19 protein-coding genes are annotated in these 21,753 nt (G+C 62.7%); 8 read left to right on the top strand and 11 right to left on the bottom strand.

Going from position 1 to position 21,753, the window contains the following annotated elements; translation table 11 throughout:
* Positions 1 to 408 precede the first annotated feature (408 nt).
* The 4 genes from HBO19_RS17210 to pedF are packed head-to-tail and all read right to left on the bottom strand — an operon-like array spanning position 409 to position 4,100.
* Positions 409 to 1,929, bottom strand: a complete 1,521-nt coding sequence (locus HBO19_RS17210; protein ID WP_169954418.1) for an aldehyde dehydrogenase family protein — start codon at positions 1,927 to 1,929, stop codon at positions 409 to 411.
* A gap of 27 nt (positions 1,930 to 1,956) precedes the next feature.
* Positions 1,957 to 2,883 (bottom strand): quinoprotein relay system zinc metallohydrolase 1, encoded by a 927-nt coding sequence (locus HBO19_RS17205; RefSeq protein ID WP_170057926.1) that lies wholly within the window; start codon positions 2,881 to 2,883, stop codon positions 1,957 to 1,959.
* Positions 2,880 to 3,635, bottom strand: coding sequence for a quinoprotein dehydrogenase-associated SoxYZ-like carrier (locus HBO19_RS17200; protein ID WP_169954420.1), 756 nt, complete (start codon positions 3,633 to 3,635; stop codon positions 2,880 to 2,882). Before HBO19_RS17200 ends, HBO19_RS17205 begins: the two co-directional genes overlap by 4 nt.
* Positions 3,636 to 3,638: 3 nt before the next feature.
* Entirely contained in the window at positions 3,639 to 4,100 is a 462-nt protein-coding gene (gene pedF / locus HBO19_RS17195) for a cytochrome c-550 PedF (RefSeq protein ID WP_169954421.1), read from the bottom strand.
* A gap of 254 nt (positions 4,101 to 4,354) precedes the next feature.
* Here pedF and exaA point away from each other — a divergent pair, with 254 nt between their 5' ends.
* A complete protein-coding gene (gene exaA / locus HBO19_RS17190; protein WP_169954422.1) occupies positions 4,355 to 6,247 on the top strand; it encodes a quinoprotein ethanol dehydrogenase in 1,893 nt (630 codons plus the stop codon).
* 86 nt (positions 6,248 to 6,333) lie between these two features.
* On the top strand, positions 6,334 to 6,981 hold the full coding sequence (locus HBO19_RS17185) for a pentapeptide repeat-containing protein (protein ID WP_169954423.1): 648 nt from the start codon (positions 6,334 to 6,336) through the stop codon (positions 6,979 to 6,981).
* A gap of 42 nt (positions 6,982 to 7,023) precedes the next feature.
* Here HBO19_RS17185 and HBO19_RS17180 read toward each other — a convergent pair whose 3' ends face one another.
* Positions 7,024 to 7,650 (bottom strand): response regulator transcription factor, encoded by a 627-nt coding sequence (locus HBO19_RS17180; RefSeq protein WP_169954424.1) that lies wholly within the window; start codon positions 7,648 to 7,650, stop codon positions 7,024 to 7,026.
* A gap of 276 nt (positions 7,651 to 7,926) precedes the next feature.
* On the opposite strand from HBO19_RS17180, the gene HBO19_RS17175 reads away from it, so the two are divergent.
* Entirely contained in the window at positions 7,927 to 8,481 is a 555-nt protein-coding gene (locus tag HBO19_RS17175) for a PQQ-dependent catabolism-associated CXXCW motif protein (protein WP_169954425.1), read from the top strand.
* 27 nt (positions 8,482 to 8,508) lie between these two features.
* The gene (locus HBO19_RS17170) at positions 8,509 to 9,174 is read left to right on the top strand and encodes a response regulator transcription factor (RefSeq protein WP_029296512.1); all 666 of its coding nucleotides are present in this window, start codon (positions 8,509 to 8,511) and stop codon (positions 9,172 to 9,174) included.
* Positions 9,175 to 9,353: 179 nt separating this feature from the next.
* Here the strand turns inward: HBO19_RS17170 and HBO19_RS17165 are convergent, their stop codons facing one another.
* The 5 genes from HBO19_RS17165 to HBO19_RS17145 all read right to left on the bottom strand — a co-directional run bounded on the left by HBO19_RS17165 (position 9,354) and on the right by HBO19_RS17145 (position 16,392).
* Entirely contained in the window at positions 9,354 to 11,615 is a 2,262-nt protein-coding gene (locus HBO19_RS17165) for a PAS domain-containing hybrid sensor histidine kinase/response regulator (protein WP_170043231.1), read from the bottom strand.
* Complete coding sequence (gene nosP, locus HBO19_RS17160) at positions 11,584 to 12,747, bottom strand: nitric oxide-sensing protein NosP (protein WP_170043150.1); 1,164 nt, start codon at positions 12,745 to 12,747, stop codon at positions 11,584 to 11,586. The genes HBO19_RS17165 and nosP overlap by 32 nt, the downstream gene beginning before the upstream one ends.
* 258 nt (positions 12,748 to 13,005) lie before the next feature.
* Positions 13,006 to 14,181: a porin gene (locus tag HBO19_RS17155; RefSeq protein WP_169956121.1), complete on the bottom strand. Its 1,176-nt coding sequence runs from the start codon at positions 14,179 to 14,181 to the stop codon at positions 13,006 to 13,008.
* A gap of 153 nt (positions 14,182 to 14,334) precedes the next feature.
* Entirely contained in the window at positions 14,335 to 15,138 is an 804-nt protein-coding gene (locus tag HBO19_RS17150) for a sulfite exporter TauE/SafE family protein (protein ID WP_170043151.1), read from the bottom strand.
* Between the two features lie 9 nt (positions 15,139 to 15,147).
* On the bottom strand, positions 15,148 to 16,392 hold the full coding sequence (locus HBO19_RS17145) for an FAD/NAD(P)-binding oxidoreductase (protein WP_170057925.1): 1,245 nt from the start codon (positions 16,390 to 16,392) through the stop codon (positions 15,148 to 15,150).
* Positions 16,393 to 16,561: 169 nt separating this feature from the next.
* Here HBO19_RS17145 and HBO19_RS17140 point away from each other — a divergent pair, with 169 nt between their 5' ends.
* Complete coding sequence (locus HBO19_RS17140) at positions 16,562 to 17,425, top strand: MBL fold metallo-hydrolase (protein ID WP_170057924.1); 864 nt, start codon at positions 16,562 to 16,564, stop codon at positions 17,423 to 17,425.
* Positions 17,426 to 17,506: 81 nt separating this feature from the next.
* On the opposite strand, the gene bkdR is transcribed toward HBO19_RS17140, so the two are convergent.
* Entirely contained in the window at positions 17,507 to 17,995 is a 489-nt protein-coding gene (gene bkdR, locus HBO19_RS17135; protein ID WP_169956129.1) for a Bkd operon transcriptional regulator BkdR, read from the bottom strand.
* 196 nt (positions 17,996 to 18,191) lie between these two features.
* Between bkdR and HBO19_RS17130 the strand changes: the two genes are divergently transcribed.
* The 3 genes from HBO19_RS17130 to HBO19_RS17120 are packed head-to-tail and all read left to right on the top strand — an operon-like array spanning position 18,192 to position 21,753.
* Positions 18,192 to 19,427, top strand: coding sequence for a 3-methyl-2-oxobutanoate dehydrogenase (2-methylpropanoyl-transferring) subunit alpha (locus tag HBO19_RS17130; protein ID WP_169956131.1), 1,236 nt, complete (start codon positions 18,192 to 18,194; stop codon positions 19,425 to 19,427).
* A gap of 1 nt (position 19,428) precedes the next feature.
* Entirely contained in the window at positions 19,429 to 20,487 is a 1,059-nt protein-coding gene (locus HBO19_RS17125) for an alpha-ketoacid dehydrogenase subunit beta (protein WP_029296529.1), read from the top strand.
* Complete coding sequence (locus tag HBO19_RS17120; protein ID WP_169956133.1) at positions 20,488 to 21,753, top strand: dihydrolipoamide acetyltransferase family protein; 1,266 nt, start codon at positions 20,488 to 20,490, stop codon at positions 21,751 to 21,753.

The following is a 21,753-nucleotide window of genomic DNA, read 5'->3' as shown; positions in this document are numbered from 1 at the left end:
GCGTTCCTCTTGTTATGCCGGGAAAGTCCGGTACAGGCATTAATGCATGGGTGGGCTGGCGGGCGAATGCTACTTTCGAACGAGCCGGCAGCCTGCAATGGTCGCGGGTGTACCCCCATCAAAAATGTGGGAGCGGGCTTACCTGCGACGGCCATCGTGGTTTAACGGGGCGCCCAAGATCAAAAGCCAGATCAAAAGCAGATCAACAGCAGAGCAAGAGCGCGAAGCTGCATTCCCCTGTAGGAGCTGGCTTGCCTGCGATGGCGGTGTATCAGCCAATACATTTATCGACTGATACACCGCTATCGCAGCGATCCGACAAGCCAGCTCCCACACTTGATTGCATTTCAAGCAGGGAGGCTGATGTCTGCCCATCAAAGGGTGGAAGCTGGCAGTTCAATCAGGCGATCAGAAGAACCCCAACGGGTTGATGTCATAGCTCACCAGCAGGTTCTTGGTCTGCTGGTAATGGTCGAGCATCATCTTGTGGTTCTCACGGCCCACGCCGGACTTTTTGTAGCCGCCAAATGCGGCGTGCGCCGGGTACAGGTGGTAGCAGTTGGTCCACACGCGCCCGGCCTTGATCGCCCGGCCCATGCGGTAGGCGCGGTTGATGTCGCGGGTCCACAGCCCGGCACCGAGGCCAAATTCGCTGTCGTTGGCAATCGCCAGGGCTTCGGCTTCGTCCTTGAAGGTGGTCACGCCCACCACCGGGCCGAAGATTTCTTCCTGGAACACGCGCATTTTATTGTGGCCCTTGAGCAGGGTCGGCTGGATGTAATAGCCGCTGGACAGGTCGCCCTCCAGGTGTTCGGCGGCGCCACCGGCCAGTAGTTCGGCGCCCTCTTCCTGGGCAATGGTCAGGTACGAGAGGATCTTGTCGTACTGCTGCTCGGACGCCTGGGCGCCGACCATGGTTTCGGTGTCCAGCGGGTTGCCGCGCTTGATCTTGACGATCTTCTTCATGACCTCGGCCATGAACGGCTCGTAGATCGACTCCTGCACCAGCGCCCGCGACGGGCAGGTGCAGACCTCGCCCTGGTTGAAGAACGCCAGCACCAGGCCCTCGGCGGCTTTCTCGATAAAGGCCGGTTCCGCCTGCATGATGTCTTCAAAGAAGATATTGGGCGACTTGCCGCCCAGCTCGACGGTAGACGGAATAATGTTCTCGGCCGCCGCATGCATGATGTGCGCGCCCACCGGGGTGGAGCCGGTAAAGGCGATCTTGGCGATGCGCTTGCTGGTGGCCAGGGCCTCGCCGGCTTCGCGGCCAAAACCCTGGACGATGTTCAGCACGCCGGCCGGCAACAGGTCGGCGATCAGCTCGGCAAACACCATGATCGACAGCGGCGTCTGCTCGGCCGGCTTGAGCACGATGCAGTTGCCAGCGGCCAGGGCCGGTGCGAGTTTCCAGGCGGCCATCAACAACGGGAAGTTCCACGGGATGATCTGCCCGACCACACCCAGGGGTTCGTGGAAGTGATAAGCGGTGGTCAGTTCGTTGATCTCGGCAGCGCCGCCCTCCTGGGCGCGGATGCAGCCAGCGAAATAACGGAAGTGGTCGGCGGCCAATGGCACGTCGGCATTCAAGGTCTCGCGCACGGCCTTGCCGTTGTCCCAGGTCTCGGTCACGGCCAACACTTCCAGGTGCTGCTCGATACGGTCGGCAATTTTCAGCAGTACCAGGGAACGATCCTGGGCCGAGGTCTTGCCCCAGGCATCGGCGGCGGCATGCGCGGCGTCCAGCGCCTTGTCGATATCGGCGGCGCTGGAGCGCGGGAATTGGGCAATCACTTCGCCGGTGACCGGCGAGGTGTTGGTGAAGTATTCACCGTTGACCGGGGCCACAAACTCGCCACCGATAAAGTTGCCGTAGCGCGGCTTGAAGGTGACGATGGCGCCGGGGGTGCCAGGTTGTGCGTAGATCATGATGAGGCCTCTTTCGGGGGGATGTTGTTATTGATCTATCCGTTGCATCTGGGCGCGTTCATAGCGCGGATACAGGTGGCTGACACTGCGGATCAGTTCGTAGCGGCTCAGGCTGATGGCCGCAAAACGTTCGGGGATGGGGCTGCGGATCATCTCGCCCATGGCACTGCCGTTGGCGGCACCGGTAGCCATGAGCTGGTCGAGCCAGCCCAGGTAGTCACGCATTTGTGCAAAGGGCTGCGCGTCGCTGGCCACGGGGCCGTGGCCGGGCACGATGAGCTTGCAGGGCAGGCCTTGCAGGGTGGCGATATCCGCCAGCCATACTGCAAGGCCGGGGGTATTGGGGGTGGTCAGGGCGCGCTGGTAAAACACCAGGTCGCCGGCAAACAGCACGCCGCTGGTCTCGTCGAAAATCGCCAGGTCGGCGCCGGTATGGCCGCTCAGGCTCAGCAGGCGCAAGGAGTGCCCACCAAAGGTCTGCACGCCGGGGCTCAGCGTCTGGCTGGGCAGCAGCACTTCAGTGCCACGCATCCAGTCGCCGACCATGCGGTACATGTTTTCCGCCATGCCATCGCCCTGCTCGCGCAGCAGCGTGGTGGTGCCTGCCAGCGCGCCGATGGGCACATCCTTGAACGCCTGGTTGCCCAGTACATGGTCGGGGTGGTGATGGGTCAGCAAGACCTGGATCACCGGTTTGTCGGTGACCGTGGCAATTGCCTGGCGCATCGCCTCGCCGTAGCGCCGGGACGGCCCGGTGTCGATAACCACTACCCCGGCCTGGGTCACGATAAAGGCGGTATTGACGATATTGCCGCCGTTGGCCCTGGCGAAATTGTCGGTGCTGCCTTCCAGCAGCCAGGTGTCGACAGCGATCTGCCGGGGCTTGAGGGCGTAGTCGAGGTCGGCCAGCGCGGGCAGGCTCAGGCCGAACAACAGCAGCCATAGCCACTTCATGGGATGGCTCCGGAAAACTCGCTGCCGCTGGTGTCGCGCAACAGTAGGCGCACCGGCCCCGCTCCTTGCAGGTCAAACGCCAGGTCGGGGTTCTCGCTGACCGCCGCGAACAGCTCCAGGCGCGCCAACACCCGGTCCTGGGCGTCGCGCAGCTCGGCGTGGTTGATGTAGAACTCAGGGATGCCGCTGACCATGCCATTGTCCATCGGGTGCGCCACTTGCAGGCGCAGCCGGCTGAAGTCCGCGCGGGGGTAACGGCCGCCCAACACTTCTCCCAGGTGCTCTTCCCAACCCGGCTGGCTGCGCACCACGCTGGGCGCGGTGCAGCCACCGCCGGCGGCGTCGATCAGGGTCGAGCCCACATGCCACAGGCCATCTTTGGTCAACACGGCCGCGCGCAACGGCGTAGCCTGTTCGATGCGGATACGAATCGCCAGCCAGGGCAACACGCCCTCGCCCGGCTGGAAGTCGACGATTTTCGGCAGTGGATTGAGTTCGGCCCAGGCGATGATCTTCACTACCTCGCCCTTGAAGGCGCGGGCATCGATTTCCAGCGGCACCTGCCGCGCATCTTCGGCAAAGGGCGGCGCCAGCAGTTGGACCCGCTCATCAAAGACAAACGGCGCATTGCCGAGCAACTGCTGGTGGAAATAGCTCCACATCACCGATGGCACCGGGTCTTTGCCGGGGTCCATCCCGTAGGCGGCCACTGGCAACCAACAAGCCAACAGCCAACGTGCGCGCCAGCCCATGGCTTACTCCTCGACGTGCACGCTATCAAGATAAGTGCGTACCGCCCATAAGGCTTCCTGGCTCAGGTAGTCGGCCATTTTCGGCATGTACACCCGGCCATCGCGCACGGCACCGTGGCGCACCCGTTCGACGAACCACTCGTCCCCGGCATCGCCCTCGTCAAGCATGCGCAGGTCCGGCGCGATACCGCCGGACTTGGCTTCCAGGCCATGGCACGCGGCGCAGTTCTGGTTATAGGCCGAGGCGCCGACTTCCACAGCCTTGTCATGTTCCGGCGACTGGCGATATGGGTTCACCGCCGCCCAGCCGTCCGCATCCAGCGTCACGCCGGCATCCTTGACCGGCGTCAGTCCCTTGGTTTCCACGGCAGTGGGTGTGACGTTGCCATGGGCCCAGGCGGAACCTGCGCCGATCACCCCGGCCAACAGGCCGGCAACCAGCAAGGCGTTGCGTTTTGTTGTCATTATTGTCCCCTCAGGATTGCACGCAAAACCTCTCTACAGAGGCTATGGCAACCATCATAGGAATGCCTCGCCAGGGCCCGTATGCTGCTTTGGTGGCCGGGTTCTACTCCCTTCGTAGTAAGGCTTGCGGGCCCCTGCTAAATCAGATGCGGTTCGGGAAATTGTCCCGGCTACACCGGGATATTTTCCGTATCCCTGTGCCCCATCCAGCCAGCAACCTGTGCAGGCCAAAACCTCCACTGGGAACTGCAACCATGACAATAAGATCGCTACCCGCCCTCTCGCCGCTGAGCCTTGCCGTGCAGGCTTTCCTGCTGGTCGGCAGCCTGTCCTTGAGTGCGGCGAGCTTCGCCGCTGCCGAACCTGCCAAGCAGACGCGCAACGTCACCTGGGAAGACATTGCCAACGACCACCTGACCACCAAGGACGTGCTGCAATACGGCATGGGCACCAACGCCCAGCGCTGGAGCCCCCTGGCCCAGGTCAACGACAAGAACGTTTTCAAGCTCACACCGGCCTGGTCCTACTCGTTCGGTGACGAGAAGCAACGCGGCCAGGAATCCCAGGCCATCGTCAACGACGGCGTGGTGTATGTCACCGGCTCCTACTCCCGGGTATTCGCCCTCGACGCCAAGACCGGCAAGCGCCTGTGGACCTACAACCACCGACTGCCCGACAACATTCGCCCGTGCTGTGACGTGGTCAACCGCGGGGCGGCGATCTTTGGCGACAAGATCTACTTCGGCACCCTCGATGCACGCCTGATCGCCCTCGATAAAAACACCGGCAAAGTGGTGTGGAACAAGAAATTCGGCGACCACGCCGCCGGCTACACCATGACCGGCGCCCCGGTGCTGATCAAAGACAAGGTCACTGGCAAGGTCCTGCTGATCCACGGCAGCTCCGGTGATGAATTCGGCGTGGTCGGCCAGCTGTTTGCCCGCGACCCGGACACCGGCGAAGAAGTGTGGATGCGCCCGTTTGTCGAAGGCCACATGGGCCGCCTCAATGGCAAGGACAGCACCACCACCGGCGATGTGAAAGCACCGTCCTGGCCGGATGATCCAACCACCGAAACCGGCAAGGTCGAGGCCTGGAGCCACGGCGGCGGCGCCCCTTGGCAGAGCGCCAGTTTCGATGCCGAAACCAACACCATCATCGTCGGCGCCGGCAACCCAGGGCCGTGGAACACCTGGGCGCGCACCTCCAAGGACGGCAACCCCCACGACTTCGACAGCCTCTACACCTCCGGCCAAGTGGGTGTCGACCCAAGCACCGGCGAAGTGAAGTGGTTCTACCAGCACACGCCAAACGATGCCTGGGACTTCTCCGGCAACAACGAGCTGGTGCTGTTCGATTACAAGGACAAGGACGGCAAAGTGGTCAAGGCCACCGGCCACGCCGACCGCAACGGCTTCTTCTACGTGGTCGACCGCAACAACGGCAAGCTGCAGAACGCCTTCCCGTTTGTCGACAACATCACCTGGGCCAGCCATATCGACCTGAAGACCGGCCGCCCCGTGGAAAACGAAGGCCAGCGTCCGGCCAAGCCGCTGCCGGGTGAAACCAAGGGCAAATCGGTGGAAGTCTCGCCGCCGTTCCTCGGTGGCAAGAACTGGAACCCCATGGCCTACAGCCAGGACACCGGCCTGTTCTACATTCCGGGCAACCAGTGGAAAGAGGAATACTGGACCGAAGAGGTCAACTACAAGAAGGGCTCGGCGTACCTGGGCATGGGGTTCCGCATCAAGCGCATGTATGACGACCACGTCGGCACCCTGCGCGCGATGAACCCGACCACCGGCAAGGTGGTATGGGAACACAAGGAAGCCCTGCCATTGTGGGCCGGCGTGCTGGCGACCAAGGGCAACCTGGTGTTCACCGGCACTGGCGATGGCTTCTTCAAGGCCTTCGACGCGAAAACCGGCAAGGAGCTGTGGAAGTTCCAGACCGGCAGCGGCATCGTCTCCCCGCCGATCACCTGGGAACAGGACGGCGAGCAGTACATCGGCGTGACGGTTGGCTACGGCGGCGCGGTGCCGTTGTGGGGCGGCGACATGGCCGAGCTGACCAAGCCGGTGGCGCAAGGCGGGTCATTCTGGGTGTTCAAGATCCCGAGCTGGGATAACAAGACCGCGCAAAAATAACCCCCGTTGATGATCGTTCCCACGCTCTGCGTGGGAACGCTTCCCAGGGTGCTCCGCGCCCCAACGGCCACCACGAGATCCCCGCCATGAACTACCTGCCCCTCTTACTTCTGCTGTCCCTCCCCCTGGCCTACGCCGACGATGGCGACGACCAACCCCTGGTCATCAACGGCTGCACCATCGCCCCCCACAGCCAATGCCCCGGCGCCAACCTCAAGGGCGCCAACCTGCGTAACGAGGATTTGAGCAAAATGAACCTGGCCGGTGCCGACCTGCGCGAGGCCGATCTGCGCCACGCCAACCTCGACCTGGCCAACCTGGAAAAAGCCCAACTGCAAGGTGCCAACCTGACCCGCGCCAGCCTGCAACAAGCCAACCTGCGCCTGGCGGATTTCAGCGGTGCCACCTTGATGGCCGTGCAAGGCTGGGGCATGTTCGCCCAGGGTGCACAGTTCGAAAACGCCAACCTCAGCGCCGCCTACCTGCAATTTGCGCGGCTGTCGGGGGCCAAGCTGCACAAGGCCAACCTGCGTGCCGCGGACCTGGAAATGACCTGGTTGAGCAAGGCCGACCTGCAAGGTGCGGACCTGAGCGATGCCAACCTGCAAGAAGCCAAGTTCGGTGAAAGCAACCTGGAACAGGCCACCCTCACCGGCACCCGCCAGCACTATGCAAACTTCCAGGATGCGAATATGGAGGGCTGCAAGGACTGCCCCACCACTTGGGACCGTTAACCTCTGTAGGCGCCGGCTCGTCGGTGCCTACCGAGGTGCGATTTATCCCGCCGCCCGCACCACGCCCATATCAATCCCCACATGCACCAACTCCGCATGGGAGCTGACCTGCAATTTGCTCTTGAGCAAGGTCAGGTGATTGGACACGGTCTTGCTGCTGATACTCAGTTGATCAGCAATGGCCCGGGTGGGCGTGCCCTTGGCGAGCATCAGGAAAATCTCCAACTCGCGGGCGGTCATGCCCTGCAGGCGGTGATCGACCGGGTGATAGGCCAGCTCGGTGGCCAGGGCCTGTTCGATGTAAGTGTGGCCGTCGAGAATGCGCTGCACCGCCTCGTTCATCACCGCAGGCGTCGCGCCCTTGGTGATATAACCCGCAGCGCCGACCTCCAGGGCCTGGCGTACCAGGGGCAGTTCCTGATGCTGGCTGAAAAACAGCACGCGCAATTGCGGCAGGCGCTGGCGCAGGCGGCGGGTGGTCTCCAGGCCACTGATGCCCGGCAGGCCAAAACCGGTGATCACCAGGTTCGGCACCGCCTCCTGCACCCGCGCCAGCGCCTCTTCGCCACTGCCCGCCTCGCGCAGCTCCACGCCCGGTAGCAGCGCCCGCAACAGGCTGCTGTAGCCCAGGCGCACCACGGCGTGTTTGTCGACCAACAGGATATTCATGAGGCATGCGCCGGCATCACCAAAACTGGCGCCGGTCGCGGGCCGTGGAGCTTGTCCACGCCGATCAGGCTGACAATCAGCAAAAACGGCAAGAGCAGCGCCTTGAGGATTCGCATGATCGTACAACTCCCGGGGATGATCGTTGCCTTGCATGCTAGAGCCCCCGGGCACGCGGTGAATTACTACTTTGGTACTGGTTTTGCTGTCTATCGTCGCATTCCCAAGGCAGCGCGACTGGCATGTAATGGGCGCATAACTATAAGGATCGTACCTGCCATGCTGCCCGCCCGACTGACCCTGGTTGCCGTGCTGTCGCTGACCCCGCTGCTGGCGGCTGCCCAGCCGCCCACTGCGCTGTTTTCCAGCGATGGCTACCGCATCAACCTCTATCGCAGCCCCACGCCTGCGCACCTGCCGGGCGCGACCATCGTCGACACCCCTGCCCTGCAAGCGCTGCTGGCGCAACAACCGCGCCCGGTGCTGATCGACGTCTACCGCCGACAATGGCTGCACGGCCAGTTCATCGAAGACCAGCCCCACGCCAACCTGCCCGGCAGCCATTGGCTGGCCAATACCGGCGATGGGGAGCTGACGCCAGAATGGCAAAGCTACTTTGCCCGCCACCTGTATACCTACAGCGGCGGTAACCTTGCACACCCGTTGGTGTTCTACTGCCGCTCAGATTGCTGGTTGAGTTGGAACGCGGTAAAACGGGCCAATGCCTTGGGCTATAGCGCTGTGTATTGGTATCGCGATGGCCTGGACGCGTGGGAGGCAGCCAAGCTGCCAGTCGCCGCAGCACACCCTGAGCCCTTTGAGCTTGCCCCCTGAAAAACCACAATAAAAAGGTGAACGGCCATGTATAAAATTCTGATTGCCGACGATCACCCGCTGTTTCGCGAAGCGATCCATAACGTCATCAGCGACGGTTTTGCCGGTAGCGAAGTGATGGAAACCGCCGACCTGGACAGCGCCCTGGCCCTGACCCAGGAGCATGACGACCTCGACCTGATCCTGCTGGACCTGAACATGCCCGGCATGCACGGCCTCAACGGCCTGATCAACCTGCGCAACGAAGCACCGACGATTCCGGTGGTGATCGTCTCGGCCGAGCAGGACAAGCAGATCGTGCTGCAGGCCATTACCTACGGGGCGGTCGGCTTTATCACCAAGTCCTCGCCACGGGCGCAGATGACCGAGGCGATCCAGCAGATCCTCAATGGCAACGTGTACCTGCCGCCGGACATCATCCGCACCCAGAAAAACCCCGGCCAGCGGCGCATGCACGACAACCCGGCCTTCGCCCCGGAACTGCTCCAGGCCCTCACGCGCAAACAGCTGCTGGTGCTGGAACGCATGACCAAGGGCGAGTCGAACAAGCAGATTGCCTACACCCTGGAAATTGCCGAGACCACGGTGAAGGCCCATGTGTCGGCGATTCTGCGCAAGTTGAATGTGCATAACCGGGTGCAGGCGATCTTGAGCGCTGGAGATATCGACTTCGGCTCCTACCTGCGGCGCTGATTTTCCTGACGACTGAGATCAAAATGTGGGAGCGGGCTTGCTCGCGAATGCGGTGGGTCAGTAATGAATGTATTGACTGACCCACCGCATTCGCGAGCAAGCCCGCTCCCACAGGGGATCTGCGCTTAACTGACTGACATTAGGGCAAGCCCGCTCCCACATTTTTGATCGAGATTGTGTCAGGGGCGGCCCAAGAGGTGGCTCATGGCAGTCTTGAGTTTCATCGGCCGCACCGGCTTGTGCATCAAGGTGTGCCCCAGCTCGCGGATCTGCAGTTTCAGCTCGTTGCTGTAGTTGGCGGTGATCATCATCGCCGGAATGGCACTGGCCCGCCGCGCATTGATCCTGGCCACCGCGTCCACGCCATTCTGTTCGTCATCCAGGTGGTAATCAGCAATCAGCAAGTCCGCCTGGGCATGGTAGTTGTCCACCTGGCGTGCCAGGTCCTGCTCGGACAAGGCCGTCACCACCTGGCAGCCCCAACCCTCCAGCAAAGTGCGCATGCCGGCGCAGATCGCCGCGTCGTTATCCAGCACCCACACCCGCGCACCCTGCAAGCGCTCGAGCATCGGCTCGCTCATCACCGGCATAGGCAAGACCCTGGGTGCGGTGCTGCTCAACGGCACCTCCACACTGAACATCGAACCCCGGCCCGGCCATGAGCGCACGCTGATCCGGTGCCCGAGAATCCTGGCGATTTTCTCCACAATCGCCAGGCCCAGGCCCAGCCCGCGATCCTGGTCGGGACGTTGCACATCGCCGCGCTTGAACTCCTGGAAAATCTCCTCCAGACGCTCCTCCGCGATGCCCATACCAGTGTCCCAGACCTGGATCGACAAGCGCTGATGCTCGCGCCGGCAACCCAGCACCACGCGCCCGCCGTAGGTGTAGCGAATGGCATTGCTCAACAGGTTGCGCAAGATCCGCGCAAGCAACTGGATATCGCTGCGCACCAGGGCCGAGCAGCCAATAAAGTGCAGCTGCAAGCCTTCGCTGCGCGCCACTTGGGTGTATTCGGCGGCGAGGTTGTCCAGCAGTTCGCTCAAGGCAAATGGCGCGATATCGGCCTTGATCACCCCGGCATCGAGCTTGGAAATATCCACCAGGGTGCCCAGCAGGTTTTCCACATCTTCCAGGGAATTGCTGACGTTGCGCACCAACGTTTCGTTGGCCACCGGGTCACGGCGTTCCAGCAAGGCCCCGGTAAACAGGCGGGCGGCATTCAGCGGTTGCAGCAGGTCATGGCTGACCGCCGCCAGAAACTTGGTTTTCGACAGGTTGGCCTGCTCGGCCTCCAGCTTGGCTTCACGCAGGCGCGACTCCACGCGGCGGCGCTCGTGGATTTCCTGCAACAGCTGGTCGTTGAGCGAGGTCAGTTCGGCCGTGCGCTCGCGCACTCGCAGCTCCAGGTTCTGATACGCCTGGTGCAGGGCCTCGGCGGTGCGCCGGCGTTCGGTGATGTCGCGGATCAGCACAAAGATCCCCACCACCTCGCCACTGGCCAGGCGATTGGGCACATAGGAGCGCAGCATGTAGCGCTCCTGGTGGTTGATGTTGGTTTCGGCGAACTCAAAGGTCACGCTCTCCCCCGCCAACGCCTGCGCCACGTAGGCTTCCAGGCGCTGGTAATGCTGTTCGCTGTGGGCCTGGCGCAGGCTTTTGCCGAGCATCGCGCCCTGCGCCCAGCAATACCATTGCTCGTAGACCTTGTTGGTGAACTCGTAGACCAGGTCGGCATTGAGGTAGGCAATCAACGCCGGCACATGGTCGGTGATCAGGCGGATCCAGCGTTCGCTTTCCTGGGATTTCTGCGCGACGGCCTGTTCACGGCGCAGGGTTTCCGCCAGTTTGACGTCGGTGATGTCGGTAAACAGAATCACCCGCCCGCCGTCCTGGGTCGGCCGTTCGCTGACTTGCAGCCAACGGCCGTTATCCAGGCGGTAGAACAGGGTTTCATCGGCATGCCCATGGGCTTCTTCGGTGAACAGGCCGTTGACCGTCATCAACCGCTTGACCTCGCGCAGGCCCATGCCCGCGACAATCTGCACCGGGCTATTGCTCCAAAATCCCTGGAAGCGGCTGTTGAACAACACGATGTGCTGGTGTTGGTCGAACAGCACAAAGGCATCGGAAATGCTCTCGATGGCATCGATCAAATGCTGGTGCGCGGTTTCCGCCCGCAGCCGCGCCTCGCGCAGCAGATGGTTGCTGGCCTTGAGTTCGGCCATCGCCTGGTTGAGCGCATCGGTACGTTCGCGCACCTGCTCGGCCAGCACCACCGAATGCTGGAACGCCGCATAGGGGTCGTTGCCACGGGTCGCGCCGGACTCGACGCGCTCGATCAGCGCGGCGTTGATCCGCGCCAGCTTGCGATTGTCCTGCTGCAGGGCGCGGATCTGCGCGTGCAGTTCAGCGCTGTCCAGGGGTTCGACCACGGGCAATGGCGACCCCGGTAAAGGTCTGGTTGATGTGCATGCCATTGAACTGTTCTCCGTAGGTGTTGAACCCCATCACCCGTTGCTCGCGCAAAAAGGCGCCGATCGGCTCCAGGGCGCCGTGCTCTTCGAGCTCCAGGCGCCGCAGGAAACAGTCGCAGCCAATGGTCAGCAGCAAGTCGCCAAGGCGCGCTTGCAGGCCGTCGAACAGGGTCTGCAGGTTGGGCAGGATCGGCCCCGGGGTCATGGCGGTGAGGACGATGCCGTTTTCCACCGCGCAGTAGAAACTCAAGCTCAAGTCGTCGTGGACCTGCTGGATCGCCCGCACGTAGTACTGATCGTTGACGCGCACCGCCAACGGGTGGGCGGCGAAGATCCGGTGATCAAGTTGCGCCACGGCCACGCCGATATGCCGCGCGTATTCCTCGGCGGCAGGTTCGGCGTTCAATTCAAAGACCCGTCGCGAGGCGCTGTCCGCTCCTGTCACCACCAGCTTCTGTGCCAAGGGCAGGATGTGGTGGGTGGTGAACACCTCGAAATCCAGCCAGGTATTGACCAGTACCACCACCGCCGCGCCGCTGTGAAAGGCGCCGTCGAAATACACGTGGGTGTGGGTCAGGTGGTTGTCATCGCCGGCCGAACCGCCGAAATGGGGGATATCACCAAGCGCCGCGCTCAGGGCGGCGAGGACCATTTCTTCACGGCTGGACAGGCCATCGAGCAGGGTCAAGGCAAAGCTGTTGCCCTTGATCGGCGCCAGGGTGTTGCTGCGACAGCCGCCCACCAGGCGTTCGACCATTTGTTGCGCGTCGATCAGGCTGAAGTGCTCGACCTGGTCGATCAGCTCGGTGGCGATGGAAAAGTGCGCGTGGTCAAACCCCACCGCCGTCACGCAATTGCGCCCGTACCCCTGGGGTGTGATCTCGCCGGCACTGGTGCAACCCACCACACGAACACCACCGAAACTGTGTTGCAGGGCCTGGCCGAGGGCCTGCAGGTCGTAGGTGGCAGAGCAGAAGAACAGCACGAAACCCAGGTACGGGTGCAACAACTGGCGCGCCAGCTCATCGGCCACCTGCCGCGCCTCGCTGGCCTGGGACATGGCTGTGACTACGCCTTCGCTGTGCACCTGCTGCATGGTCATCTCCCCGTTGAAGCTCAAGTGTACGAACGCGCGGGGTGGCGACCTATGCTACTTGGGTACTGGGTCGGGGCTTCGATGGGATGAGAGCCACCGAGCAACAGATGAATCTCTGTGGGAACAGGCTTTGTGTGGGAGCTGGCTTGCCTGCGATTGCATCACCGCGGTGTAACTGATCCACCGAGTCGCAAGCATCGCAGGCAAGCCAGCTCCCACATAAGCCAGCTCCCACACGTTTGACCGTGTTCCAGGTCATTACCAGGTCAGCACCGCCCCCACCGCAAAGGTATCGGTATCTTCATTCTGCGCACTGGTGTCGTGGCCGGTGATTTCGAACTGGTTGTACTCGGCCACCAGCTTCAGGTTGTCGTTGATGTCATGGAACAGGGCAATGCCACGGGTTTGGTAGTCGGCACCGCTGCCGACCACGCCGTTGCCGTCGTCCTTGGTCTTGCCGTAGGACAGCGCCAGGCGGTTCTTACCCAGTTTGTAGGAGCCCTGCAACAGGTAGCCGTTGCTGTCGACATTGCGCAAGGTGGCTTCCCCGGCGTTGTTGGTAAAGAAGGGGTTGATGCCCTTGGCCTGGAAGCCGGAACCGGTGAGCGACAAGCCGCCCATCTTCGCCTGCACGCCATAGCCCAGGCCCTTGGAGGTCACCGACTCGACGCTGGAGTCGGTGTTGTCCGAGGTCTGGTAGCTGCCGTTGAGCCAGCTGTAGATCTTCGCCCCGCCCACGTCGAACTGGTAGGTGATCTCGCTCTCGGTGCGCGGGTTCTTCTGGTAGGCCTTGCCCAGCGCGCTGCTGTCGTTGGTGTCGACCGGGTCCATGATGCCCACGGCCACCCGCAGGCCTTCCATTACCGGGGTGCGGTAGGTGATCTGCGAGGTGGGGAACGGGTACGGGTAGCCGCTACCGATGTTGCCGAACGAGACCCCGCCACCGTCCACCAGGCCCAGGCTGTCGCTGACTTGGCCGTAACCTGCGAGCAGTTCGTCGAGCAGGATGTTGGAGCGGGCGAACAGACCGAAGTCCTTGCCGATCAGCACTTCGCCCCACTCGGGGTTGGCCACGGTGCCGTAGAACTGGCGCACGTCGATGGCGGTGTCGGTGCCGTTGGTTTCACTGTCATTGATGGTCACCCAGAACGAAGCACGGGCGCCGAGCTTGAGGTCATCGACCTGCTTGCCCATGTTGAAGCCCAGGTAGTTGGGCAAAAACCCCATCTTCACCCGCGACTGGCGCCGGTCGTACTGCTCGCCGGCACGGTCCACGTCGCTGTTGACGTAGAAGGCGTTGATATAGCCATCGGTGGAGAAGGTGGTCTCGTCCTTGTCGTACAGCACGATCTCGGCCTGGGCCAGCGAGCTCAAGCCGAGGCTGGCGATAAAGGCTGGCAACAAACGACGGGGGAAGTTCTTATTGTTATGCATGGCGCGCTCCGCGACGGGGGTCTGGGTGTCGGAGGCGATTATCGAAAGTCGGGCAGCGCGGTTAAACGCTGCCTTGGAGGGGGATGCGCGGTGCTTTGGAGGGCGCCGAGGGCCCGCCACTTAAGGCTTACACCAGTAGGCGCGGGGTTGGGGTCAAAGGGCGTTGAACAACATCCCGCCTGCCACCACGACACACAGGCTGGCAAAACCGATTTGCAGGGCCCGCGCCGGGACCCGCGAGCCCAGGCGCCGGCCAGCAAGCATGCCGACGATGCTGGCGCCAATAAATACCCAGCCGAGGGTGTCGATCACCACCCCGGCATGGAACGCACCGACCACGCCAATCAGCGAGATCAGGCTGATCACCATCAGCGAGGTGGCGACAATCCCGCGCATCTGCACGTCGGTCAGTTGCTTGAACGCCGGCACGATCAGAAAACCGCCGCCCACCCCCAGCAGGCCCGATACTGCGCCGGTTACAGCGCCCAGGGCGGCCAGGGTCGCGGTGCATTTGGCGGTCCAGGAAAAACGCCCGGTCTGCTGATCGAGCATGCAGTTTTTTTGCCCCCAGGACGCGGCGCCATGGTCGCTGGGGCCGGCCTCGACTTTCTCGCGCCGCAGCATGCGCCATGCCACCAGCACCATCAGCGCGCTGAACAGGCCCATCAGGATCTTGTCCGGCAACTGATGGGCAAAAAACACCCCCAAAGGCGAAAACAGCGCGCCGAGCAACGCGATCAACAGCGCCGCGCGGTAACGCACCAGGCCATGGCGCAAGCCATCAAGCGCTCCAACTGCCGCTGCCGCGCCGACCGCAAACAACGACACCGGCGCCGCTTCGGTCATGGTCAAGCCCAGCCCCAGGACCAACGCCGGCACACCGAGAATCCCGCCCCCGGCCCCGGTCAACCCCATGACCAGGCCCATCAACACACCCAAAAAACTTGCCAGCAGCATAGGGTTCTCTCACTCCACCTTGGCCAGACGGGTCAGCCATTCGCGGCCCTTGAGCATGCCGTTCCAGTAGAACCACGGCAGCAGCGTCGCCTTCAAGAACCACGCCGAACGCCGCGCCACGGTAGGGTCGAGGGCAAAGGTCGGCAGCAATCGGCCGCCATAACCGAACTCGGCCAGCACCACCTTGCCCTTCTCCACCGTCAGTGGGCAGGAGCCATAACCGTCGTACTTGAGCGGCAACGGCGCCTGTTTGCGCAGGGCCAGCAGGTTCTCGGCCACCACCACGATTTGCTTGCGCACCGCGGCGGCCGTCTTGGCATTGCTGGTGGAGCACACGTCGCCCAGGGCGAAGATGTGCGGGTAACGCACCTGTTGCAGGCTGTGGGGGTCGACCTCGCACCAGCCAGCGGCGTCGGCCAGTGGGCTGTGGCGGATAAAATCCGGGGCCACTTGTGGCGGTACGACGTGCAGCATGTCGAAGGATTTCTCCTCGATGCTGATGTTGCCTGCGGCGTCCTTGACCTCGAACCAGGCCTTGCGCGCCGGGCCATCAACCTTGATCAGGTTGGAGTTGAAGGCCAACTGCGCGCCGTATTTCTCGACATAGTTCATCAACGGCGGCACAAAGGTCGCCACACCAAACAGCGCGGCACCGGCCAGGTTGAATTCGACGTCGATGTTGTTCAGATCACCCTGCTTGAGCCAATGATCGCAAGACAGGTACATGGCCTTTTGCGGCGCGCCGGCGCATTTGATCGGCATGGCCGGCTGGGTAAAGATCGCCTTGCCACCCTTGAGCTGCTGCACCAGTTGCCAGGTGTAGGGCGCGTGCTGGTAGCTGTAGTTGGAGGTGACGCCGTTCTGGCCCAGGGTCTGCTCCAGGCCTTCGATTTTCTCCCAGGCCAGGCGCAGGCCGGGGCAGACGACGAGGTTGTTCCACGTCACGCGCTGGCCGCTGTCGAGCACCAGGGCCTGTTCGTCGGGCAGCAACTGGCTGACCGCCGCCTGCACCCAGGTCACGCCATCGGGCAATACCCGGGCCATGGGGCGCATGGTCTTGCGGATGTCATGGGCGCCGCCGCCCACCAGGGTCCAGGCGGGCTGGTAGTAATGTTCGGCGCTGGGTTCGATCAGGATGATATTGAGTTGCGGGTCGCGCTTGAGCAGGCTGGCTAGCAGGCCGATGCCTGCCGAGCCGCCGCCGATGACCACGATGTCGCCACTGATGGTCGGTCCCCAGTGTTGGTCGTTCATAGTCCTGGCCTTTCTTATTTCAACAATGCACACAAGGGTCGTTGCCGTTTGGCGTCACGCCCCGTTCAGAATCGATCCTTTGCTTCGGGTCGTTTGTTTCACTAAGCTCGCAAGCCTATGTGGAAATCACCTCGAATGTAAGCTGCTATCAGCTACCCAGGACACCGTCATGCCCGCGTTGATTCAATCCTTTCTGGACGAGGCATCGTCAACCTACACCTACGTCGTCTATGAAACGCCCGGCAGCCCCTGTGCCATCGTCGATTCAGTGCTCAACTACGACCCGGCCTCGGGGCGTACCGACACGACCCAGGCCGACAAAGTGATTGCCTTCGTCCGTGAACGAGGCCTAAAGGTGCAATGGCTGCTGGAAACCCACGCCCACGCCGATCACCTGTCCGCCGCGCCCTACCTGCGCCGGCAATTGGGCGGCAAGATTGCAATTGGCCAGTCCATCAGCAAAGTCCAGGATGTGTTCAAGAACCTGTTCAACCTGGAGCCGGAGTTCCGGGCCGACGGGTCGCAGTTCGACCATCTGTTTGCTCCCGACGAGATCTTCCACATCGGCAACCTCAAGGCCCAGGCCCTGCACGTGCCTGGGCACACTCCGGCGGACATGGCCTACCTGATCGACGACCAGTTGATCCTGGTGGGCGACACCCTGTTCATGCCTGACGTCGGCACCGCCCGCTGCGACTTCCCCGGCGGCGATGCACGCCAGTTATATGCCTCGATGCGCACGTTGCTGGCCTTTCCCGGCGAGACGCGCCTGTATGTGTGCCACGACTATCCGCCTGAAGGCCGCGCGGCCAAATGCCTGACCACCGTGGCCGAACAGCGCGCGGGCAATATTCATGTGCATGACGGGGTGGACGAGGCGGCGTTTGTGCAGATGCGCACCCAGCGCGACGCCGGGCTTGGAATGCCGACCCTGTTGCTGCCGGCGATCCAGGTGAATGTGCGGGCGGGCAATATGCCGCCGGCGGAAGACAATGGCGTGACCTACCTGAAGATCCCCCTCAACCAGCTTTGATGCAGGAGCTGGCTTGCCGGCGATGGTGGCCTGCCTGATCCACCGTCATCGCCGGCAAGCCGGCTCCTACAACGGTTTGCGTCAGGAGCCCAGGTTGATGCCATTGGCCGGCAGAGGCAGCGCGGTCTTGTAGCGCACCTGCTTGAGCGCAAAGCTCGACCGGATGTTCGCCACCCCCGGCACCTTGGTCAGGAAATCCATCATAAAGCGCTCCAGCGACTGGATGGTCGGCACCAGCACCCGGATCAGGTAGTCCGGGTCGCCGGCCATCAGGTAGCACTCCATCACCTCCGGCCGGTCGGAAATCGCGCCCTCGAACTGCTGCAGGGCTTCCTCGTTCTGTTTCTCGAGGCTGACGTGGATAAACACGTTGACGTGCAGCCCCAGCAAATCGGCATCCAGCAGCGTGACCTGGTCACGGATCAAGCCCAATTCCTCCATCGCCTTGACCCGGTTGAAACACGGCGTGGGCGACAGGTTGACCGAGCGTGCGAGGTCGGCGTTGGTGATGCGGGCGTTCTCCTGGAGGCTGTTGAGAATCCCGATATCGATACGGTCCAGCTTGCGCATGAGACAAAACCACCTGTTTATTATGTTTATGCAGATTTTTTATCCTCAAATGATCTCAGGCGCAACCAAACAGAGATAAATATTCTCCGCGGCCCGGCCTATGATTGTTGTAGGACAAGATTTCTCCTACCCGGGGAATGACTGTCAGCTAAGCGCGCCCACTACAAGAAATTCACAAGATCGAGCGTAGAAAGCCATGACCCAGCATTACGAACCGCTGCGCCTGCACGTTCCCGAACCCTCGGGCCGTCCTGGTTGCAAGACCGACTTTACCTACCTGCGCCTGACCGACGCCGGTACGGTGCGCAAACCCGCCGTAGACGTAGAACCCGCCGACACCGCCGACCTGGCCAAGGGCCTGATCCGCGTGCTCGACGACCAGGGCCAGGCCCTGGGCCCATGGGCTGAAGGTGTGCCGGTAGAGATTTTGCGCCGTGGCATGCGTGCCATGCTCAAGACGCGGATCTTCGACAACCGCATGGTGGTCGCCCAGCGTCAGAAAAAGATGTCGTTCTACATGCAAAGCCTTGGCGAAGAAGCCATCGGCAGCGCCCAGGCCCTGGCCTTGAACATCGACGACATGTGCTTCCCCACCTACCGCCAGCAAAGCATCCTGATGGCCCGCGAAGTGCCGCTGGTCGACCTGATCTGCCAACTGCTGTCCAACGAGCGCGACCCGCTCAAGGGCCGCCAGTTGCCGATCATGTATTCGGTCAAGGACTATGGCTTCTTCACCATTTCCGGCAACCTCGCCACCCAATTCGTACAGGGCGTGGGTTGGGGCATGGCCTCGGCGATCAAGGGCGATACCAAGATCGCCTCGGCGTGGATTGGCGATGGCGCCACCGCTGAATCAGACTTCCACACCGCCCTGACCTTCGCCCACGTATACCGCGCGCCGGTGATCCTCAACGTGGTCAACAACCAGTGGGCGATCTCCACCTTCCAGGCCATCGCCGGTGGTGAAGCCACCACCTTCGCCGGACGCGGCGTGGGCTGCGGCATCGCCTCCCTGCGGGTCGACGGCAACGACTTCATCGCGGTGTACGCCGCCTCTGCCTGGGCTGCCGAACGCGCCCGCCGCAACCTCGGCCCGACCCTGATCGAATGGGTCACCTACCGCGCCGGCCCGCACTCCACCTCCGATGACCCGTCCAAATACCGGCCTGCCGATGACTGGAGCCACTTCCCCCTGGGCGACCCGATTGCCCGCCTCAAGCAGCACCTGATCAAGATTGGCCAGTGGTCCGAAGAGGAACACGCCACGGTCAGTGCACAGCTTGAAGCCGAAGTGCTCAGCGCGCAGAAAGAAGCCGAACAGTACGGCACCCTGGCCGGTGGCCAGATTCCAAGCGCCGCGAGCATGTTCGAAGACGTTTATAAAGAGATGCCGGAGCACTTGAAGCGCCAGCGTCAAGAGTTGGGGATCTGACATGAACGATCACAACAATAAAATCGAGCTGGAAACCGCCATGACCACGACCACCATGACCATGATCCAGGCCCTGCGCTCGGCCATGGATGTGATGCTTGAGCGCGACGACAATGTGGTGGTGTTCGGCCAGGACGTCGGTTACTTCGGCGGCGTGTTCCGTTGCACCGAAGGCTTGCAGACCAAGTACGGCACCTCGCGGGTGTTTGACGCACCGATCTCCGAAAGCGGCATCGTCGGCGTGGCCGTGGGCATGGGCGCCTATGGCCTGCGCCCGGTGGCCGAGATTCAGTTCGCCGACTACGTGTACCCGGCCACCGACCAGATCATCTCGGAAGCGGCGCGCCTGCGTTACCGCTCGGCTGGCCAGTTCACCGCGCCGTTGACCATGCGCATGCCTTGCGGCGGCGGCATCTACGGTGGGCAGACTCACAGCCAGAGTATCGAAGCGGTGTTCACCCAGGTCTGCGGCCTGCGCACGGTGATGCCGTCCAACCCCTATGACGCCAAGGGCCTGCTGATCGCCTCCATCGAAAACGATGACCCGGTGATCTTCCTCGAGCCCAAGCGCCTGTATAACGGCCCGTTCGACGGCCACCACGACCGCCCGGTGACCCCGTGGTCCAAGCACCCGCAAGCCCAGGTGCCGGACGGTTACTACACCGTACCGCTGGATGTAGCCGCCATCGTGCGCCCAGGCTCGGCCGTCACGGTGCTGACCTACGGCACCACTGTTTATGTGTCACAAGTGGCCGCCGAAGAAACCGGGATCGATGCCGAAGTCATCGACCTGCGCAGCCTGTGGCCGCTGGACCTGGAAACCATCGTCAAGTCGGTGAAAAAAACCGGCCGTTGCGTGGTGGTGCATGAAGCCACCCGTACCTGCGGTTTTGGTGCCGAGCTGGTGTCTTTGGTGCAAGAGCACTGCTTCCATTACCTGGAAGCGCCTATCGAGCGTGTGACCGGTTGGGACACCCCCTACCCTCACGCACAAGAGTGGGCGTATTTCCCTGGCCCGACCCGTGTGGGCGCGGCTTTGCAACGGGTCATGGAGGTCTGAATGGGCACGCACGTTATCAAGATGCCGGACATTGGCGAAGGCATCGCAGAAGTGGAATTGTCGGTCTGGCACGTCAAGGTCGGCGACATGGTCGTGGAAGACCAGGTGCTGGCGGATGTGATGACCGACAAGGCGATGGTGGATATTCCCTCGCCGGTCCACGGCAAGGTGATATCACTGGGCGGTGAGCCGGGTGAAGTCATGGCGGTGGGCAGTATCCTGATCAGCATTGAAGTCGAAGGCGCGGGCAATACCCGGGAGTCGGCGTTGTCGGCCGTGGTTGAAGAAGCCGCGCCGGCCCCGAAAGCCGAAATCAAGGCGCCGGTGGCTGAAAGCAAACCGGCCGCCAAGCCGGTGGTAGCGGCCCAGGCTCCGGTGGCCCGGGACGCCAATGAGCGCCCGCTGGCCTCCCCCGCCGTGCGCAAGCACGCGCTGGACGCAGGGATCCAGCTGCGTCTGGTGCAGGGCTCGGGCCCGGCCGGGCGCATTCTGCATGAAGACCTCGATGCCTATCTGCAACAGGGCAACACCCGCGCCTCGGTCGGCGCCAACCCGTATGCCGAGCGCAATGACGAAGAGCAGATCCCGGTGATCGGCATGCGCCGCAAGATCGCCCAGCGCATGCAGGATGCCACGCGCCGCGCTGCGCATTTCAGCTACGTCGAAGAGATCGACGTGACGGCCCTGGACGACTTGCGCGTACACCTCAATGAAAAACACGGCGCCAGCCGCGGCAAGCTGACGTTGTTGCCGTTCCTGGTGCGCGCGATGGTCGTGGCCTTGCGCGATTTCCCGCAGATCAACGCGCGTTATGACGACGAAGCCCAAGTCATCACCCGCCTTGGCGCGGTGCATGTGGGCGTTGCCACCCAGAGCGATGTCGGCCTGATGGTGCCGGTAGTGCGTCACGCCGAGGCCCGCAGCCTGTGGGGCACCGCCGAAGAAATCACTCGCCTGGCCACTGCCGCGCGCAATGGCAAGGCCAGTCGTGACGAGCTCTCGGGCTCGACCATCACCCTGACCAGCCTCGGCGCGTTGGGCGGGATTGTCAGCACTCCGGTGCTGAACCTGCCGGAAGTGGCGATTGTGGGTGTCAACCGCATCGTCGAGCGGCCAATGGTGATCAAGGGGCAGATCGTGATCCGCAAGATGATGAACCTCTCCAGCTCCTTCGATCACCGGGTGGTCGATGGCATGGACGCGGCGCAATTCATCCAGGCCATCCGTGGCCTGCTCGAACAACCCGCCAGCCTGTTCCTGGAGTAA

This window comes from Pseudomonas sp. WS 5021 (assembly GCF_012985535.1).
GTDB lineage: Bacteria > Pseudomonadota > Gammaproteobacteria > Pseudomonadales > Pseudomonadaceae > Aquipseudomonas.
The sequence above is the reverse complement of the archived record's forward strand: the minus strand, read 5'-3'. Positions and strand labels throughout refer to the sequence as shown.